The 15,495-nt window shown below is 60.4% G+C and carries 15 protein-coding genes; 9 read left to right on the forward strand and 6 right to left on the reverse strand.

The window, feature by feature from the left end; genetic code table 11:
* Positions 1-102 precede the first annotated feature (102 nt).
* The 9 genes from BN1143_RS04765 (at position 103) to yacG (ending at position 7,748) form a co-directional block, all read left to right on the forward strand.
* Positions 103-573 carry a retropepsin-like aspartic protease family protein gene (locus BN1143_RS04765; protein ID WP_042049836.1) on the forward strand — a complete coding sequence of 157 codons (471 nt, stop codon included), beginning with the start codon at positions 103-105 and terminating at the stop codon, positions 571-573.
* Between the two features lie 4 nt (positions 574-577).
* Positions 578-1,435: a carboxylating nicotinate-nucleotide diphosphorylase gene (nadC, locus tag BN1143_RS04770; protein WP_042049837.1), complete on the forward strand. Its 858-nt coding sequence runs from the start codon at positions 578-580 to the stop codon at positions 1,433-1,435.
* A 321-nt stretch (positions 1,436-1,756) separates the two neighbouring features.
* Positions 1,757-2,188: a pilin gene (locus tag BN1143_RS22730; protein WP_042049886.1), complete on the forward strand. Its 432-nt coding sequence runs from the start codon at positions 1,757-1,759 to the stop codon at positions 2,186-2,188.
* A gap of 3 nt (positions 2,189-2,191) precedes the next feature.
* Positions 2,192-3,898, forward strand: coding sequence for a PilB family type IVa pilus assembly ATPase TapB (tapB, locus tag BN1143_RS04785; protein WP_042049838.1), 1,707 nt, complete (start codon positions 2,192-2,194; stop codon positions 3,896-3,898).
* 115 nt (positions 3,899-4,013) lie between these two features.
* Positions 4,014-5,255 (forward strand): type II secretion system F family protein, encoded by a 1,242-nt coding sequence (locus BN1143_RS04790; protein WP_042049839.1) that lies wholly within the window; start codon positions 4,014-4,016, stop codon positions 5,253-5,255.
* A 22-nt stretch (positions 5,256-5,277) separates the two neighbouring features.
* Positions 5,278-6,150 carry a prepilin peptidase gene (locus BN1143_RS04795; protein ID WP_042049840.1) on the forward strand — a complete coding sequence of 291 codons (873 nt, stop codon included), beginning with the start codon at positions 5,278-5,280 and terminating at the stop codon, positions 6,148-6,150.
* Between the two features lie 19 nt (positions 6,151-6,169).
* A complete protein-coding gene (gene coaE / locus BN1143_RS04800) occupies positions 6,170-6,784 on the forward strand; it encodes a dephospho-CoA kinase (protein WP_042049841.1) in 615 nt (204 codons plus the stop codon).
* 37 nt (positions 6,785-6,821) lie between these two features.
* Positions 6,822-7,544, forward strand: coding sequence for a cell division protein ZapD (gene zapD, locus BN1143_RS04805; RefSeq protein WP_025202564.1), 723 nt, complete (start codon positions 6,822-6,824; stop codon positions 7,542-7,544).
* Positions 7,545-7,553: 9 nt separating this feature from the next.
* Positions 7,554-7,748, forward strand: a complete 195-nt coding sequence (yacG, locus tag BN1143_RS04810) for a DNA gyrase inhibitor YacG (RefSeq protein ID WP_042049842.1) — start codon at positions 7,554-7,556, stop codon at positions 7,746-7,748.
* A 61-nt stretch (positions 7,749-7,809) separates the two neighbouring features.
* Here yacG and mutT read toward each other — a convergent pair whose 3' ends face one another.
* The 6 genes from mutT to ftsZ form a co-directional block, all read right to left on the reverse strand.
* A complete protein-coding gene (gene mutT, locus BN1143_RS04815; RefSeq protein WP_005305665.1) occupies positions 7,810-8,223 on the reverse strand; it encodes an 8-oxo-dGTP diphosphatase MutT in 414 nt (137 codons plus the stop codon).
* 8 nt (positions 8,224-8,231) lie between these two features.
* The gene (locus BN1143_RS04820) at positions 8,232-9,410 is read right to left on the reverse strand and encodes a tetratricopeptide repeat protein (RefSeq protein WP_042049843.1); all 1,179 of its coding nucleotides are present in this window, start codon (positions 9,408-9,410) and stop codon (positions 8,232-8,234) included.
* A 68-nt stretch (positions 9,411-9,478) separates the two neighbouring features.
* Complete coding sequence (secA, locus tag BN1143_RS04825) at positions 9,479-12,196, reverse strand: preprotein translocase subunit SecA (protein WP_010635954.1); 2,718 nt, start codon at positions 12,194-12,196, stop codon at positions 9,479-9,481.
* Positions 12,197-12,255: 59 nt separating this feature from the next.
* The gene (locus tag BN1143_RS04830; protein WP_005305673.1) at positions 12,256-13,161 is read right to left on the reverse strand and encodes a M23 family metallopeptidase; all 906 of its coding nucleotides are present in this window, start codon (positions 13,159-13,161) and stop codon (positions 12,256-12,258) included.
* A gap of 140 nt (positions 13,162-13,301) precedes the next feature.
* On the reverse strand, positions 13,302-14,225 hold the full coding sequence (gene lpxC, locus BN1143_RS04835; protein WP_011707578.1) for a UDP-3-O-acyl-N-acetylglucosamine deacetylase: 924 nt from the start codon (positions 14,223-14,225) through the stop codon (positions 13,302-13,304).
* Positions 14,226-14,326: 101 nt separating this feature from the next.
* Complete coding sequence (ftsZ, locus tag BN1143_RS04840; RefSeq protein WP_005305686.1) at positions 14,327-15,478, reverse strand: cell division protein FtsZ; 1,152 nt, start codon at positions 15,476-15,478, stop codon at positions 14,327-14,329.
* Positions 15,479-15,495 lie beyond the last annotated feature (17 nt).

Below are 15,495 nucleotides of genomic sequence, written 5' to 3' on the forward strand. Positions count from 1 at the left end.
GGGGAAAAGCGCGATCCGGGCCGGCATCTTGTCACCAAGCCGCTGAATCAGTGGAAAATTGTGTGTTAGGCTGGGTCATCTTTGGCTCGATGTGGATGAGGTATGCAGCAAACGGCGCGCTGGTTCTGGCTACTGGCCTGGCTCTCTTTGATGGGCCTGCTGACCCTCTACTTCCACTCCCGCACCCAACCGAGCGTCACCGCCAGCGGCGAACTCCTGCTGAGTGCCGACCAGAGCGGCCACTATCGACTGGAGGGTGCCATCAACGGCCAGCCGGTGCAACTGCTGCTCGATACCGGCGCAACGCGCATCACAGTGCCGCAACGGGTCGCCGAGCGGCTCGGCCTGACCTCCCACGGCAGCAGCCAGGTGAATACGGCTGCCGGGTTTATCCGGGTCGGCAACGGCACCATCGAAACGCTGGCGATGGGACCATTGACCTTGTACGATCTGGCCATCTTTATCAACCCGGCGGCGGCTGGCGACGAGGTGCTGGTAGGCATGAATGCCCTCGGCCGGCTGGAGCTGGTTCAAAAGGAGCGGCAGTTGCTGCTCAGACCTTTGCAGGAATAAAGGCATGCTACAACAGGACATCCGTCGCGCCGTGCGCGCCGCACTACTCGAAGATTTGGGCGACGCCCTCACCGCGCTGGACCAACCGGATGCCAGCGCCGATATCACGGCCCAGCTGATCCCGGCAGATCGCATCTCGACGGCCCGCGTCATCACCCGCGAAGCCGGCGTCTTCTGCGGCCAGCCCTGGGTAGATGAAGTATTCACCCAGCTTGGCGGCGATGTGCAGGTGGAGTGGCTGGTGCAGGATGGTGAAGTGCTCACCCCCAATCAGGAGCTGTTTCGTCTGCACGGCCCGGCTCGCACCCTGCTGACCGGCGAGCGCAATGCGCTGAACTTCGTGCAGACCCTCTCCGGCGTCGCCACCCTCACCGCCCGCTACGTGGCCGAGCTGGCAGGCACAGATTGCCGCCTGCTCGACACCCGCAAGACCCTGCCCGGCCTTCGCAGCGCCCAGAAGTATGCGGTCACCTGCGGCGGCGGCAAGAACCACCGCATCGGCCTCTATGACGCCTATCTCATCAAGGAGAACCATATTCTCGCCTGTGGTGGCATAGCGCAGGCCATTGCCGAGGCTCGCCGGCTCAATCCGGGCAAACTGGTGGAAGTCGAGGTCGAATCGCTGGCCGAGCTGGCACAGGCATTGGCCGCTCACGCCGATATTGTGATGCTGGACAACTTCGACGTGCCCATGATGCGCGAGGCCGTTGCTCTTAATCAGGGGCGGGCCAAGCTGGAAGTGTCCGGCAACGTCACGCTGGACACCCTGGCCGAATATGCGGCTACCGGTGTCGACTTCATCTCGGTCGGTGCCCTAACCAAACATGTGCGGGCCCTGGACCTCTCGATGCGTTTTATCTAGCCGAAGGGCGTTCACCATGCTCCGTCGGGCCGGTGACATATAACAAGATGAAGGACTTGCAAAAGGCGCCATGGGCGCCTTTTCTTTAAGGCAGGATCCCTCGGCAAAGGAGTGTGAGATGGACCCATCCCCGCCAGCTACAAAGAGTCGATAGGGGCTCTTTATCCATGATTTATATCAAATTTTTCGCAAATGACAGAAAGATTGTTAACAAAGACCCCGACCTCTGTTGCCAAGTCGGACAGCTCGGATAAGATACTGACGTGTGGATAGTTTTCCACCGGCACTTCCCAGGAACCAAGGACAAAAAGGATATTTGAAATGAAGAAACAATCAGGCTTTACCCTTATCGAATTGATGATCGTGGTCGCGATCGTCGCCATCCTGGCCGCCATTGCGCTGCCGGCGTATCAGACCTACACCAAACGGGCAAAATTCTCCGAAGTAATTGCTGCGGTAGGACCAGCCAAAACAGCAGTTGAGGTGTGCGTTCAGGGTTACACCGGTTCCAGCCTCGCATCGGATTGCGCCGCAGCAGGTAATGCTGCTGTCAGTGGCGCCTTCAACACTGCAATCGTTAATGCCGTTGCCGTTGACACATCTACATTAGCTATAACTGGAACAGGACAATCTGCTGTTTTCGGTCAGGCCACAACCTATCAGCTTGCGGTATCTGGTAGTGTCGTTCCTTCCGCAGGCTCCAATATTATCTGGCAAGTATCAGGATCCTGCAGAACAGATGGTCTTTGCTGACGCATGACCTCCAGTCCTAATAGCGGCCTGGCGTTAAGCCTGGCCGCCTCTTCTCTGCTCAGTGAGTCCGACTCACAGCGTTATCTGAGCCAGGCCAAGGCGCAGCGCAAACCCTTTGTGACCTTTCTGATCGAGAACGAGATCCTCGACAGCAAGGCGCTGGCTGACTTCTGCGAGCTGGAATATGGGGTACCTCTGCTGGATCTTGCCGCCTTCGACTTGGCCGAGATCCCGCAGAAGTACCTCAATCAGAAGCTGATTGAGAAACACCATGTGCTGCCCATCTACACCCAGGGACACACCCTCTATATCGCCATGTCCGACCCGACCAATGTGTCGGCACTGGAGGATTTTGGCTTCAGCTTCGGGCTGCACACCGAGGCCCTGCTGGTCGAGGAGAACAAGCTGACCGCCGCCATCAGCAAGCTAATGGAGAGCGATCAGGACGCCCTCGGCATGGAGGACATCGACGAATCCGAGATCTCCGAGCTGGAGGTGTCTGACGAAGGGTCACGACTCGACGAGAGCGTCAACACGGCGGACGATGACGCCCCCATCGTCAAATACATCAACAAGATCATGATGGATGCCATCAAGCGCGGTGCATCCGACCTCCACTTCGAGCCCTATGAGACCAAGTACCGTATTCGCTTTCGGATAGACGGGATCCTGCATGAGGTAGCGACGCCGCCGGTCAATCTGGCCAACCGCTTCTCGGCCCGACTCAAGGTGATGGCGCGCCTGGACATCGCCGAACGGCGGCTGCCCCAGGATGGCCGCATCAAATTGAAAATGTCGCGCAACAAGTCGATGGACATGCGGGTGAACACCCTGCCTACCATGTGGGGCGAGAAGATCGTTATCCGTCTGCTCGACTCTTCCGCTGCGCGCCTCAATATCGAGCAGCTCGGCTTTGACGATCGGCAGAAGGCACAATATCTGCGTGCGCTCTCGAAGCCTCAGGGCATGATCCTGGTGACCGGCCCGACCGGTTCGGGCAAGACGGTGTCGCTCTACACCGGCCTGAACATTCTCAACACCACAGAAGTGAATATTTCAACCGCCGAAGACCCGGTGGAGATCAACCTGCCTGGGGTCAATCAGGTACAGGTCAACCCCAAGGCCGGGCTCACCTTCGCCAGTGCCCTGCGCTCCTTCCTGCGCCAGGATCCCGACGTGGTGATGGTCGGGGAAATACGGGATCTTGAAACCGCCGAGATCGCCATCAAGGCGGCACAAACCGGCCACCTGGTGCTCTCCACATTGCACACCAACTCGGCGGCCGAAACACTGACCCGGATGATGAACATGGGGGTGCCAGCCTTCAACATCGCCTCCTCGGTTACCCTGATCATGGCCCAGCGACTGGCACGCAAGCTGTGTGACCACTGCAAGGCCCCCGAAGTGGTGCCGGAAGCTGAACTGCTGGAGTTGGGGTTCACCCAACAGCAGCTGGCCGCAGGCTTGCGCCTGTTCAAGCCGGTTGGCTGCAAGGAGTGTTCGGGCGGCTACAAGGGGCGGGTCGGCATCTACGAGATCCTGTTGATGTCAGAAAATATTGCAAAATTGATCATGCAGGGAGCCAACTCCATGCAGATTGCGGCCATTGCCCAGAAGGAGGGCATGCGGACCTTGCGTACCTCCGGTCTTGAGAAGGCCCGACTGGGGGTGACCAGCCTGGCCGAGATAAACCGGGTAACAACCAACTGACAGAGTCTATCGCTCAGCCGATTCATCCAGGTGCCGCCGGCCCTGGCGATTTCCATCAGGCCGAGGCTGCTTCTCTTAGCGACGAGCAAGCCGGGCCCCATTGCAGGACGCAGTGATGGCAACGCTAACCCAGAAACAGAATGCCCCCAAGAAAGTCTTCGCCTTTCGCTGGAGCGGGGTGAACCGCAAGGGCCAGAAGGTCTCCGGCGAGCTGCAGGCCGACAGCATCAACACGGTCAAGGCAGAGCTGCGCAAGCAGGGCGTCAACGTCACCAGGGTGAGCAAGAAGAGCCAGGGGCTCTTCTCCAAGGGCGGCGCCAAGATAAAGCCGATGGACATTGCCGTCGTCTCCCGCCAGATCACCACCATGCTGTCGGCCGGCGTACCTCTGGTCCAGAGCCTGCAGATCATCGCCCGCAGCCACGAGAAGGCGGCCATGCGCGAGCTGATGGGCCAGATAGCCGCCGATGTGGAGACCGGTACCCCCATGTCCGAGGCGCTGCGCCGCCATCCCCGCCACTTCGACGATCTCTATTGCGACCTGGTCGAGGCGGGCGAGCAGTCCGGCGCCCTGGAGACCATCTACGACCGCATCGCGACTTATCGCGAAAAGTCCGAAGCGCTCAAATCCAAGATCAAGAAGGCCATGTTCTACCCCACCATGGTCATCCTGGTCGCCATTGTCGTCACCTCCATTCTGCTGCTGTTCGTCATTCCGCAGTTTGAGGACATCTTCAAGAGCTTCGGCGCCGAACTGCCCGCCTTTACCCAGTTCGTCATCGGCATCTCCCGCTTCATGCAGAACTGGTGGTATATGATCTTTGGCGGGGTTGCACTCGCCATCTTCCTCTACGTGCGAGCCTGGCGTGCCTCGCAGAAAGTCAGAGACAACACCGACAAGTTCATTCTGACCATCCCGGTGGTCGGCATGATATTGCACAAGGCCGCCATGGCCCGCTTCGCCCGTACCCTCTCCACCACCTTTTCAGCCGGTATCCCGCTGGTGGATGCCCTGATCTCCGCCGCTGGTGCCTCCGGCAACTATGTCTATCGCACCGCCGTCATGGCCATTCGTAACGAGGTGGTGGCTGGCATGCAGATCAACGTGGCCATGCGCACCGTCGATCTCTTCCCCGACATGGTGATCCAGATGGTGATGATTGGCGAGGAGTCAGGCGCCATCGATGATATGCTCTCCAAGGTCGCCACCATCTTCGAACAGGAGGTGGACGATCTGGTCGACGGCCTCACCAGCCTGCTGGAACCTCTCATCATGGTGGTGCTGGGGGTACTGGTCGGCGGCATGGTGGTCGCCATGTACCTGCCCATCTTCAAACTGGGGTCGGTCATCCACTGACCCCCAACCAATCCGGAACCCGATGTTGCTGATCACTGACGTTTTTCACAGCCTGCCCTGGCTCTATTCTTCGCTGGTATTCCTCTTCTCCCTGATGATCGGCAGTTTTCTCAACGTGGTGATCCATCGCCTGCCCATCATGCTGGAACGGGAGTGGCAGGCCGAATACCTCAGCTATTTCAACCCAGAGACACAACTGCAGCAGGAGGAACGCTACAACCTGATGGTGCCGCGTTCTGCCTGCCCCCATTGCGGCCACGCCATCACGGCCATGGAGAATATCCCCCTGCTCAGCTGGCTCTGGCTCAAGGGTCGCTGCCGTGAATGTCAGGCCCCCATCTCGGCCCGTTATCCGCTGGTGGAGCTGCTGACAGCCCTGCTCTCGCTGGTCGTCGCCGCAACATTCCCACCGGGCTGGGCTTTGCTGGCCGCCCTGCTGCTCACCTGGGTGCTGGTGGCGCTCACTTTCATCGATCTGGACAAGATGCTGCTGCCGGATCAGCTGACCCTGCCATTGCTGTGGGGCGGCCTGCTGTTCAATCTGGCAGGGGGATTCGTTCCGCTGGCCGATGCGGTGATCGGTGCCATGGCCGGCTATCTGGTGCTCTGGAGTCTCTACTGGGCCTTCAAGCTGCTGACCGGCAAGGAAGGGATGGGCTACGGCGACTTCAAGCTGCTGGCAGCGCTGGGGGCCTGGCTCGGCTGGCAGGCCCTGCCCATCGTGTTACTGCTCTCCTCCCTGGTCGGCGCCATCATAGGGATAAGTCTCATCCTGCTGCGCAACCATCATCAGGGCAAACCCATCCCCTTCGGGCCCTACCTGGCCATCGCCGGCTGGATCGCGCTGCTGTGGGGCGATACCATCACCCGCTGGTATCTCACGACGTTTCTCTGATCAAAGGCAGCACTGACCCATGTATGTAGTCGCAATTACCGGCGGGATTGGCAGCGGCAAGACCACGGTTGCCAATCAGTTTGCCGAGCTGGGCATCGAGGTGGTGGATGCGGACATCATCGCCCGCGAGGTGGTGGAGCCCGGTACCCCGGCCCTGGCGGCCATTGCCGCCCATTTTAACGCAGACGTCATCGCCCCGGATGGCCGGCTCGACCGCCGCCAGCTGCGTGAGCGGGTCTTCACTGACCCGCAAGCCAAGGGCTGGCTCAACGCCCTGCTCCATCCCCTCATTCGCAGCGAGATGCTGCGCCAGTGCGCGGCCGCGCGCTCCCCCTATTGCCTGCTGGTGGTGCCCCTGCTGGTGGAAAACCGGCTCACCGCACTGGCCAATCGGGTACTGGTGATCGACGTGGACGAAGCGACCCAGATTGAGCGTACCTGTCGCCGGGACGGCGTGAGCCGTGAGCAGGCTGAGGCCATCCTGGCCGCCCAGGCGAGCCGGACCGAGCGGCTGGCGGCAGCCGACGATGTGCTGGACAACCAGAACGGCACGCCCGAGGCAATAAAGAGCCGAATTTTCGCGCTGCACGAGACATATCTGGCATTTGCCTCTCAACAAGCCCGCCAACTGTGAGTACACTAGGCCGGTTTATGGCTGGCCAGGATTAGGCATGATTTACGATTTTCCCCTCAATGAAAAAAGCCGGACCTATCTTCGTCTGGAGTCCCTGTTTTCCCAGATCCGCGACAATCTGGAGAGCGACCAGCCCTGGGCACACATCGCCTTTTTCAAGGGCCTGTTCGACCTGCAGGAGTTGCTGGAGCGCGGTGACCTGCGTGCCGACCTGATTAAAGACCTGGAGCGCCTCAGCCAGCGCCTGAGCCACTGGGCCAGCCTGCCAGACGTCGACCTGGAGCAGATCAACCTGATGCAGCAGGAGAGCACCCAGCTCTCCCGCAACCTGCTGAGTGCACCGCGTCCCGGTGCCCGCCTGAAAGAGGACCGGCTGCTTGGCTCCATCCGCCAACGCTTCTCCATTCCGGGCGGGTTGTGCGCCTTCGACGTACCGCAACTGCACCACTGGCTCGCCACCCCGGCCATCGCCCGTCATCAGCAGATGCAACTGTGGCTGAGCGACATCAACCTGTTGATGAACGCCATCTCCCTGCTGCTGCGCCTGTGGCGTGAATCCGGCAACTTCAGCGAACAGGTGGCCGTCAACGGCTTCTTCCAGGATACCGCCGAGAGTGCCGAGCTGATCCGCATTCGCCTGAGCGGCACCCAGCAGTGCTACCCGACCCTGAGCGGCCACAAGAACCGGTTTGCCCTGCGCTTTTTGCCCACCGCGGAGCAGCAGATCGGTGACGTGTCCTTCCAGCTGGCCTGCTGCTAAGGAGCATCCATGGTGACCAAGGTAAAGTGCCCGACCTGCCAGACCGAGCTGGAGTGGGGCCTGCAGAGCCCGTTTCGCCCGTTCTGCAGCAAGCGCTGCCAGCTGATAGATCTCGGCGAGTGGGCCGACGAGCAGAAGTGCATCCCGGGTGAAGTGGATCCCGAGCTACTGCCCTATCCCGAAGAAGGGGAGCAGTGGCAGTAAGCCGACAAGCAAAAAGGGCCGATACGGCCCTTTTTCTTTTGGCGTGCGCGGTAGCTCGCCATCAGCCCTGTGCGGCCAGCGATGCCTGCAGGCGCGTCACGATCGGGCCATTGGCGTCGGGGAAGTGGTACTCATGCAGCGAGGCCAGCGGCACCCAGCGACACTCCTGCCCCTCCTTGCCAAACGGCTCGCCGCTGAAGCGGGTCACCTTCCAGATATCCAGCAGTACCTGCTTGTCCGGGTAGTCGTGATGCAGCTCCATGAAGGGAGCGCAATCCTGCACCCGGATCCCGATCTCTTCCCACAGCTCCCTGTCCAGCGCGGTGAGCAGATCCTCTCCGGCTTCCACCTTGCCGCCGGGGAATTCCCAGCGATCCCCCTGATGACGATCGGCGGAGCGTCTGGCGATGAAGATATCGCCCCGTTCGTTCTCGATGACGCCGACCGCCACCCAGATCCGTTTCTTCTGTTCCATCATTGTCCTCAGCGTAAACATGGCAAACGGGCAATCCAGGGCGCCAGCCGGCGGGCCTGTGTTTCCCCTTGTGCCGTAAAGATATCCTGCCCCACATGCTCGCTCCCGTCCGGGGCGGGCAGCGGCCAGGGGATGGCGCCAGACGGCGTGAAGCAGCGGTCATGCACCAGACAGCTCTGCGAGAGATAACCCCAGAGCCGGTCGCGCAAAAACCACTGGTCGATATTCGGCGTCTCCATGACGTCCGGCTGATAGGCTTCGAGCAGGGGCGCCAGTGGCGGCAACACACCGGCCACTCCACCCCACATACCCGCCAGCACCAGATCGGTATGACTCCACCAATCGCGCATGATATGAAACCAGCGCGTCGATGCAAGCCACTCCTGTACCGCCAGCCGCTCGCGTACACCCGGTACCGAATCCACATCCCGCACCAGAAAGCGTCCCACCCGCGGATCGTTGGCTACCTGAAAACGCCAGCAGAGGCGCCGACCCAAAGATTGACCGGCGGGTTGCAGCAACAGCTCGGCCCCCAGTTCGCGCAGTGCAGCGAGCAGCTCGGCGGGCACGCTCTCATCCACGTAGAAACGCACCCGCCAACCCGGATAGAGATAGGCGGCCGCCAGCACATTGTCGATGGCGCCCCGCAGGTAACGAGGGGCACTGCCCCACAGCGAGAAGGCGATGACATCCGGTTTGTCTGCCGCCAGCCAGGCCGACGGTGCGACTGCCGGCAGAGTCCAGTCTGACGGCGCCTTGTCGCTCACCCGAGCCTTTAGCTCCAGCGAGCGGGTTCCCGCCACGGCAGCCTCGGCGTGGCGCTCCAGCTTGGCCAGCGAGGCGCAGAGAGCATCCAGCGCATGGAAGTCGTCGGGGAGACGCTGCAACAGGGTCTGCAGCCGCGCCACCGCCTGTTCGTATTGACCGGACCGTGACAGACAAGAGCAGAGGTTGCGCAGCACCTCGTCGTTGCCAGGTTCGGCCTTGTGAGCCATCTCCAGTACCTGGGCCGCCGACGCCGGGTCACCGCACAAAAAGAGGTAATAGGCAAACTGCAGCTGCAGAGCCACCGGCTTGACCGCGTTGGCATTGAGTCTCGCCAGCAGTTGCTGGATGGCACCCTGACGCTGGCCAGCCAGCCAGCTGGTGTGGGCCGCGGCATCCCAGCCCGTCGGCATCTTGCTCATTACGCTTCTCCTCCCTTGCCAGAAATGAATGCACCGCCCGGAGGCGGTGCATCATGGTCATGGCGCTATCAGGTCAACTGACCGTGGCAGTGCTTGTATTTCTTGCCGGAGCCACAGGGGCAGGGATCGTTGCGCCCCACCTTCTGCTCGTCCCGCACGAAGGTGACCGGGCCCGCTTCGGCCTGCTCTTCATCGGCCAGCTGGTTGTCGGCCGTCGCGTGGGTGTAGGTACGGGGAGCGGCTTCGGCCTGCTGGCGCTGCTGCTCTTCCATCGCCTCCACGTCGCGCTCCTGCACCTGTACCCGGCTCAGGATGCTGACCACGTCGCGCTTCAGGGTTTCCAGCATCTGGGTGAACAGATCGAAGGATTCGCGCTTGTACTCCTGCTTGGGGTTCTTCTGGGCGTAGCCGCGCAGATGGATACCCTGACGCAGGTGATCCATGGCCGCCAGGTGCTCTTTCCACAGGCCGTCCAGGGTTTGCAGCATCACCGCCTTCTCGAAGTTGCGCAGCACCTCTTTACCAACCAGCTCTTCCTTATGGGCATAGAGCTTGGTGGCTTCATCCAGGATGCGCTCGCGCAGCTTCTCTTCATACAGCTTGTCGTCTTCCGCCAGCCACTGCTGCAGCGGCAGATCGAGGGCGAAATCAGACTTCAGGCGGGCTTCCAGACCCGGCACGTCCCACATCTCTTCCAGAGACTGGGGCGGGATATACTCGTCGATGATGGCGCCATAGACGTCATCACGGATGACGTGGATGGTCTCGGAGATGTCGCTGGTGTCCAGCAGCTCGTTGCGCTGCTCATAGACCACCTTGCGCTGGTCGTTGGCCACGTCGTCAAACTCCAGCAGGCTCTTGCGGATGTCGAAGTTGCGACCTTCCACCTTGCGCTGGGCGTTCTCGATGGCCTTGGTCACCCAGGGGTGCTCGATGGCTTCACCCTCTTCCATGCCCAGCTTCTTCATCATGCCGGTCACGCGATCGGAGGCGAAGATCCGCATCAGGGTATCTTCCATGGAGAGGTAGAAGCGGGAGGAGCCCGGGTCACCCTGACGACCGGAACGGCCGCGCAGCTGGTTGTCGATACGACGGGACTCGTGACGCTCGGTACCGATAATGTGCAGACCACCGGCGGCCAGCACCGCATCGTGGCGCACCTGCCAGGCGGCCTTCAGCTCGGCGATCTGCTCCTCGCTCGGGTTCTCCAGCTGGGCGATTTCCGCTTGCCAGTTGCCACCCAGCACTATGTCGGTACCACGACCAGCCATGTTGGTGGCGATGGTGACGGCGCCGGTCTGACCGGCCTGGGCGACGATCTCAGCTTCCATGGCGTGGAACTTGGCGTTCAGCACCTTGTGCGGGATCTTCTCCTTGGTCAGGATGCCGGAGAGCAGCTCGGAGTTCTCGATGGAGACGGTACCGACCAGCACCGGCTGGCCACGCTCGACGCAGCCGCGAATGTCTTCGATGATGGCGGCATACTTCTCGTTGGCGGTCAGGTAGACCAGATCGCCCATGTCCTTGCGCACCATCGGCTTGTTGGTCGGGATAACCACGGTATCCAGGCCATAAATCTGCTGGAATTCAAAGGCTTCGGTATCGGCAGTACCCGTCATGCCCGCCAGCTTGTCGTACAGACGGAAGTAGTTCTGGAAGGTGATGGAGGCCAGTGTCTGGTTCTCGTTCTGGATCTTGACCCCTTCCTTCGCCTCGACCGCCTGGTGCAGACCGTCGGACCAGCGACGACCCGGCATGGTACGGCCGGTATGCTCGTCGACGATGACGATCTCGTCCTTCTGAACTATGTAGTCCACGTTGCGCTCAAACAGGGTGTGTGCACGCAGGCCGGCGTTGACGTGGTGCAGCAGGCTGATGTTGGTGGCGGAGAACAGGGAGTCGTCTTCGGCCAGCAGCCCCTCTTTCTTGAGCAGCTCTTCCACGAAGATCTGGCCGTTTTCGGTCAGCAGCGCCTGGCGGTTCTTCTCGTCCACCGTGTAGTGGCCGTCGCCGGTGTACTCTTCGGAATCTTCCTTGTCCTGCTTAACCAGCAGCGGGATCAGCTTGTTGACACGGATATAGAGCTCGGAGCTGTCTTCGGCCGGGCCTGAGATGATGAGCGGGGTACGGGCTTCATCGATGAGCACCGAGTCCACCTCATCCACCAGCGCGTAGTTGAGCGGACGCTGCACGCGCTGCTCTGGCGAGAACGCCATGTTGTCGCGCAGATAGTCGAAACCGAATTCGTTGTTGGTACCGTAGGTGATGTCGGCGGCGTAGGCGTCACGCTTCTGGGACGCATCCATGCCAGGCACGTTGCAGTCGACGGTCATGCCGAGGAAGGCGAACAGCGGGCGGTTCGCCTCGGCGTCACGCTTGGCCAGATAGTCGTTCACCGTCACCACGTGCACGCCGCGGCCGCTCAGGGCATTCAGGTAGGCCGGCAGGGTGGCGGTGAGGGTCTTACCTTCACCCGTTTTCATTTCGGCGATGCGGTTGGAGTTCAGCACCATGCCGCCAATCAGCTGCACGTCGAAATGACGCATGCCGAACACCCGACGGGAGGCTTCACGCACGGTGGCAAAGGCCTCCGGCAGCAGCTGCTCCAGCGTCTCACCCTGCTCCAGACGCTGACGATACTCGGCCGTCTTGGCCTGCAGCTGTGCATCGGACAGAGCTTCGAACTGCGGCTCCATCGCGTTGATCTGTTTTACAATTTTACGCAAAGCCTTGAGCGTTCTGTCGTTCCGGCTGCCGATAATCTTGGTAAGCAGTGTGCTAATCATGGGTACCAACTATTTCTGGTTATATAAGCGTTCCGTCACTGGAACCTGGAGAAAAAAACCTAACCCCGTCTGGCATTGAGAAAACGCGCGGGGTCCACCTGACGACCATCTTTCAACACTTCGTAATGCAAATGGACCCCGGTCGCGCGACCGGTGCGTCCCATCAAAGCAATTTTCTGGCCCTCATCGACCAGGGTGCCCACTTCGACCAGCAACTTGGAGTTGTGGGCATAGCGGGTCACCAGACCATTGCCGTGGTTGATCTCCACCATGTTGCCAAATTCCGGATGACGGCCCGCCCAGCTTACAACGCCCGGGCCCGTTGCCAGGATGGGGGTGCCGGGCTTGCCACGGAAATCTACCCCTTTGTGCATCTTGGCACGACCATTGAACGGATCGACCCGGCCACCGAAGCCAGAGGAGACCCAAACTCGCTCCTGCTTGACCGGAGTCCCGGAGATGAAACCGGCATCGGTTATATGGTGATTCATGATGAAAGATTCAAGTACCGACAGCTGCTCTTCACGACTGCTGAGCTGTTGGCTGAGATGCTTCATGGAGTCCTGCAGCTCGTTGAGGCTGACTTCCAGATCCGCATCATAGGAGGGGCCGCCCATGGGGGGCAGCTCCTTGAAATTGAACTCCTCGGGGTCGAGGTCGGCTTTTTCGGTCAGCCGCTCTCCGAGTGCATTGAGTCGACCCAGCTGCCCCTGCATGGTGCCCACCTGGGCGGCCAGCATGGCAAGCTGTTCGCGGGCTTCGTCAGCCCCTTGCGTGGATTTTTGCTGTTCGGCCATGGCCAGCGCCACTTCCAGCGCGTCCATCTTTTGCTGCCAGCTCTGCCAGAGCCAGCCGCCCCCTAAGGCCAATACAGTGAAGAGGATACCGCCGACCCAGGCCAGACGTTGTTTGGGCAAGTGCAACCTGCGTCGCTGCTTACCATGGAGGATCAGGGTAATGCTCATAGAAATCAGTCTGCTCGGTCAGGTGTGGCCATGGGCCGACACGGAAAATAAAACCGGGAGATAATCGGTATTACAGAATGGAGTAAACAAATGACGGAACGTCGGTGCGGAGAGAGGACCGACGTTCCGTTGCACGGCTATCAGGCCAGAACCAGACCGTTATCGTAGTAAGCGATAGGCGCTTTGTCGCCCTCACCCTCGAAGGTCACCAGTTCCCAGGCCTCCTGCTTGGCCAGCAAGGCACGCAGCAGTTTGTTGTTCAGGGCATGGCCGGTCTTGTAGGCACGAAATTCGCCAATGATGCTGCGATTGCACATGTACAGATCACCAATCGCATCCAGCATCTTGTGTTTGACGAATTCGTCTTCGTAGCGCAGACCATCTTCGTTCAACACCCTGTAGTCATCCAGCACCACGGCGTTTTCCAGGCTGCCGCCCAGCGCCAGGTTCTGGGAACGCAGGTACTCGATGTCACGCATGAAGCCGAAGGTACGGGCACGGCTGATCTCTTTCACGAAAGAGGCACCGGAGAAGTCCAGCACGCAACGCTGATTGCGTCCTTCAAATACCGGATGCTGGAAGTCGATCTCGAGATCCATCTTGAAGCCGTTGCGATAGGGGTGGAATTCCGCCCACTTGTCGCCGTCTTCAACACGGATGCTCTGCTTGATCCGCACAAACTGCTTGGGGGCATTCTGTTCACGGATACCAACTTCTTGCAGCAGGTAGATAAAGGGGTGCGCACTGCCGTCCATCACCGGGATCTCGGGCGCATCAACCTCGACATAGAGATTGTCGATGCCCATCCCGGCCAGTGCGGCAGAGAGGTGCTCAATGGTAGAGACACGGACACCGGCTTCGTTCACCAGAGCGGTACAAAGCACGGTATCACGCACCTGATCGGCATTGGCTGGCAGCTCTACCACAGGATTCAGATCGGTACGCAAGTAAACGATCCCTGTGTTAACAGGCGCCGGACGGAACGTCATTGTGACTTTCCGGCCCGAATGCAGGCCGACACCGGTGGCCTGGACACTCGTTTTCAAGGTTCTTTGTCTAATCATGGGCGTATCCGCTTAACAGCTCAAATTCCTGACCAGATGGTCGTGGGCAGGCCATCTTAGCACATTCCTTAAGCAACAAACAAACCAGCGTCATTAGAGGCTTAGTCGGCTTGCTTGCGCAGGAACGCAGGAATATCGAGATAATCCGGTTCGCGACGAGCTTGCGGCTCGGCGTTCACCACCTTGGCCGGCGCCTCTTCCATCACGCGAGACTGCAGGGCTTCGCTGATCAGGGGCTGACGAGCCGGACGTTCCTGGACCATGTTGTTCTTCACCAAGGTGATGTCCGGCTTGCGCTCGGCACCGATACCGGTAGCAACCACGGTCACGCGCAGTTCATCGTGCATTTCCGGGTCGATTACGGTACCCACCACCACGGTGGCGTTCTCGGAGGCGAAGGCCTTGACCGCGTTACCCACGGTTTCGAACTCTTCGATGGTCATGTCCATGCCGGCAGTGATGTTGACCAGGATGCCGCGGGCACCGGCCAGATCCACGTCTTCCAGCAGCGGGCTGGAGATGGCCTTCTCGGCCGCTTCTTCGGCACGGTCATCACCGGAGGCGGAACCGGTACCCATCATGGCGGTACCCATCTCGCGCATCACGGTACGTACGTCCGCGAAGTCGACGTTGATCAGACCCGGACGGGTGATCAGCTCGGCAATGCCCTGTACCGCACCCAGCAGCACATCGTTGGCCGCCTTGAAGGCGTCCAGCAGGGAGATGCCACGACCCAGCACCTTCAGCAACTTGTCGTTGGGGATGGTGATCAGGGAGTCGACGTTCTTGGACAGCTCTTCGATACCGTGGGCGGCAAAGCCCATCCGTTTTTTCCCCTCGAAGGAGAACGGCTTGGTTACGACAGCAACTGTCAGGATACCCATCTCGCGGGCCACTTCAGCCACGATCGGGGCAGCACCGGTACCGGTACCACCGCCCATGCCGGCGGCGATGAACACCATGTCGGAGCCGGTCAGCAGCTCGCGCAGTGCTTCCCGATCTTCCATGGCCGCGTCACGACCCACTTCCGGGTTGGCCCCGGCACCCAGACCCTTGGTGATGCCACCGCCGATCTGCAGGGTTGTGTTGGCACTGGAGTTGCGCAGCGCCTGGGCGTCGGTGTTGACGGTAATGAACTCGACACCTTCGATGTTTTGACGAACCATGTGTTCGACTGCGTTGCCGCCGCCGCCACCCACACCAATCACTTTGATGACGGCTTCGTCAGTGTGGCTATCCATAAATTCAAACATGTTGTCTCTCCGCTTTA

Origin of the sequence: Aeromonas dhakensis, from assembly GCF_000820305.1 — a bacterium.
Classification (GTDB): domain Bacteria; phylum Pseudomonadota; class Gammaproteobacteria; order Enterobacterales; family Aeromonadaceae; genus Aeromonas; species Aeromonas dhakensis.

Coding starts and splice junctions, on each gene's coding strand:
- BN1143_RS22730 (WP_042049886.1), top strand. CDS start 1,757: ATGAAGAAACAATCAGGCTTTACCCTTATCGAATTGATGATCGTGGTC.
- secA (WP_010635954.1), bottom strand. CDS start 12,196: ATGATTAGCACACTGCTTACCAAGATTATCGGCAGCCGGAACGACAGA.
- lpxC (WP_011707578.1), bottom strand. CDS start 14,225: ATGATTAGACAAAGAACCTTGAAAACGAGTGTCCAGGCCACCGGTGTC.
- zapD (WP_025202564.1), top strand. CDS start 6,822: ATGATTTACGATTTTCCCCTCAATGAAAAAAGCCGGACCTATCTTCGT.
- BN1143_RS04765 (WP_042049836.1), top strand. CDS start 103: ATGCAGCAAACGGCGCGCTGGTTCTGGCTACTGGCCTGGCTCTCTTTG.
- coaE (WP_042049841.1), top strand. CDS start 6,170: ATGTATGTAGTCGCAATTACCGGCGGGATTGGCAGCGGCAAGACCACG.
- ftsZ (WP_005305686.1), bottom strand. CDS start 15,478: ATGTTTGAATTTATGGATAGCCACACTGACGAAGCCGTCATCAAAGTG.
- yacG (WP_042049842.1), top strand. CDS start 7,554: ATGGTGACCAAGGTAAAGTGCCCGACCTGCCAGACCGAGCTGGAGTGG.
- BN1143_RS04820 (WP_042049843.1), bottom strand. CDS start 9,410: ATGAGCAAGATGCCGACGGGCTGGGATGCCGCGGCCCACACCAGCTGG.
- tapB (WP_042049838.1), top strand. CDS start 2,192: ATGACCTCCAGTCCTAATAGCGGCCTGGCGTTAAGCCTGGCCGCCTCT.
- BN1143_RS04795 (WP_042049840.1), top strand. CDS start 5,278: ATGTTGCTGATCACTGACGTTTTTCACAGCCTGCCCTGGCTCTATTCT.
- mutT (WP_005305665.1), bottom strand. CDS start 8,223: ATGGAACAGAAGAAACGGATCTGGGTGGCGGTCGGCGTCATCGAGAAC.
- nadC (WP_042049837.1), top strand. CDS start 578: ATGCTACAACAGGACATCCGTCGCGCCGTGCGCGCCGCACTACTCGAA.
- BN1143_RS04790 (WP_042049839.1), top strand. CDS start 4,014: ATGGCAACGCTAACCCAGAAACAGAATGCCCCCAAGAAAGTCTTCGCC.
- BN1143_RS04830 (WP_005305673.1), bottom strand. CDS start 13,161: ATGAGCATTACCCTGATCCTCCATGGTAAGCAGCGACGCAGGTTGCAC.